This window comes from Pseudomonadota bacterium (genome assembly GCA_034660915.1).
In the GTDB taxonomy this organism is placed as follows: domain Bacteria; phylum Desulfobacterota; class Anaeroferrophillalia; order Anaeroferrophillales; family Anaeroferrophillaceae; genus DQWO01.
This window is the reverse complement of record JAYEKE010000143.1, coordinates 1-2,683: the sequence shown is the minus strand read 5'-3', so window position 1 is coordinate 2,683 and position 2,683 is coordinate 1. Positions and strand designations below refer to the sequence as shown.

The window sequence follows — 2,683 nt, the reverse complement described above, 5'->3', positions numbered from 1 at the left end:
ACACGGGATCGGGGACAGTACTTTAGTGCTGTCCCCATGCGAAGCACCCCAAGGGCACTTCCTCGCTGAAGCTCAGGGCGCAAGCGAAGCAAAAGTGCAAATCTGTTCCGTGAGAGGGCGAAGTTAATGAAAAATTAATAAAATTATTGCATTTTTTCCTTGCAATTAAGATTAGAGTTTGTTAACTCACTATAAAATTTACAGGGGAAAGGAGGTGTTGCGCGGAGAAACCTTTAATTTTTCTTAAAGTTTTGATGATGGAATGTAAATTAGAATTAGCTGATAATGGAAATCAGGGGAATGAGAGAAATTTTTTTTGTTAATCTGTGTAAGGAGGGAGAAATGATGAAAAGATTTGTAATGGTGCTGGCGGTATTCGCCGCCCTGGCTCTGGCCCTGCCGGCCTTGGCTGCTGATGTTAAAATCAAGGGTGATTTTAACAACCGTTTCATGGTTTATACCGATCATAATGACTGGCTGACCATGGAAGATGCCGGTCTTGATGATGGTAGTGTTGATGAGACCTGGGGTGAGGCCAAGTACCGCATGTGGGTTGAAGCCTCAACCAATGACGGTAAAGTGAAAGGCGTCTGGGCGATCGAAGTGGGAGCCCTTCATTATGGTAACGAGAGTTACAGGGGAGAAGGCGCCGGTGGTTATTCCGGTGATGGAGTTGTCCTTGAAAACCGCTGGATGTATACGGATTTTCAGCTGCCATGGTGTGAAAATAAGGCTATGATCAGAATGGGTCTGCAGCCTTTTTCAGCCAATAGCTTCTACTGGCAGGAAACCGTCATGGGGGTTAAATTCTCTGGCGCGGTTAACAACGTTTCCTATGAACTGGCCTGGTTGCGTCCCTATGAAGATCAAGTTTATGATGAGGATGATGATGCCGATGATATGGATGCCTTCTACGGTCGCTTGAATTTCAAGCCGGCTGACGGCATTAAGGCCGGGATCTTCGCGGTTTATCATATGGGTGATGCCGATAAAGATGCTTTAAATCCTGATGGTACCCCTCGTGAAACCATTACCTCCCAGCATTATGAATTGAAAAAACTGGGGAATAAGTTTGACACGCAGATTTTCACCATCGGTACCGACGGTTCCTTGGCCATGAACGATTTCTTCGCCAAGTGGGACTTCATGTATCAGACCGGCAGCATTGATGACGCTAATTTCCAGGATGCTTATAAGTACGATGCGAAACTTGGGCCTCAGTTTATTGATTATGCCGGGCCTGGTGTTGCTGATGAAGACTTCGATCTGGATGCCTATTTTCTCCATGTTGATCTCGGTTACAAACTGGATGCTTTGAAATTTACCTATACCTTCTGGTACGCCTCCGGTGACGATGACAGCGATGATGATGATTTTGAAGCCTTCATGGCCATTGATGTGGATCGCATGGACAATATCTGTATTTTTGAGGGTGGCTTCACCGATGACAACTACTTTACTGAGAAACCCTATTTGCTTGACAAAGGGTTTATCATGAATAAGTTGGCAGTGGATTATAAGGCCAATAAAAAGACCACCATGGGTGCTTCATTCATGTACATGATGACCGCTGAAGATGTAGAGTATATGTCTGAGGATGGTTATGAAGATGAGGATGAGATCGGTTTTGAAGTTGATGCTTATCTGAAGTATAAGATCTATGACAATCTTGAGTTTGCCGTCAACGCTGGTTATCTCTTTGCTGGTGACGCCTTGGATTTCTATGAGGTTGAACGGGACGGCGATTCCGATGAAGATATCTTCATCTCCACCGCCAGGATTCGTTACAAATTCTAAAGTTATTGTTTCAGGGTAATAAAAAAGGGAGGCGCATTTGCGCTTCCTTTTTTTTTGCTTTTCTGCTAGAGGGAAGGACAGTTTTTTATCATCTAATTGTGTGACAATAGATCTTTCCGCCTAGTTGTCTGGAGAAGAATGATGAGAAAATTTGTCGGGCTGTCAGTTGCGAGTGCCTTGATTATTTTATTATTTGGTAGTGCCTGGGGGCAGTCAACAAACGGTCTTTTCAGCCGTCTGCAGCCCCTCAACGGTTATATTGTCCAGCTCAATAAACAGGGAGTGTTGATTGACTGTGGGCAGGATAAAGGGGTTCAATCCGGGGATGTTTTTTCGGTTATTATTAGCGGGGATCCTCTGGTTCATCCCCGGACTGGAAAGGTTATCGGCCGGCAGGAGCAGAAAATATCCTTGTTGAAAGTGATTCGGGTGGATGGAGTTTATTCCGTTACTGTTCCCCTTAGTCACTACCGGGGCGTGCGGTTGCTGCGTGGCCAGCAGGTAAAACGGGCCAGCGGCCAGAAGCTTCTTTTTATCGATGCCAGCGGGACTAATACCGTTTTGTATTCCCGGTTGAAAGAGTCTGTTCCCCAAGTTGTCTGGGAAGAGTATAACCGTGGATTGCAATATCGGCCGTTGCTGAACCGGCCGGCAGAACTGTTGAAATCCGGTGATGATTTATATTTGATTGCCGATCGACAGCGGGCTAACCTTTACAATGCTGATTTTGAATTAATTAGTTCCGTGCCGTTGGCGGAATTGAACCGGCAAGCCGGCAGACCGTCAGCGGGGAAATCAGGACTTGAAACCGGGGATGGTTTATATTCCCTTTCCACCGCCGATAATGAAAGAGTGTTGATTCCCCGGTATCGGAAAGTTGATACCA

At 45.7% G+C, this 2,683-nt stretch carries 2 protein-coding genes; both read left to right on the top strand.

What is annotated here, in order from left to right; genetic code table 11:
* Positions 1-342: 342 nt before the first annotated feature.
* The gene (locus tag U9P07_08590) at positions 343-1,797 is read left to right on the top strand and encodes a hypothetical protein (GenBank protein ID MEA2109460.1); all 1,455 of its coding nucleotides are present in this window, start codon (positions 343-345) and stop codon (positions 1,795-1,797) included.
* A 138-nt stretch (positions 1,798-1,935) separates the two neighbouring features.
* A partial coding sequence (locus U9P07_08585) for a hypothetical protein (protein MEA2109459.1) occupies positions 1,936-2,683 on the top strand: 748 nt, incomplete at its 3' end.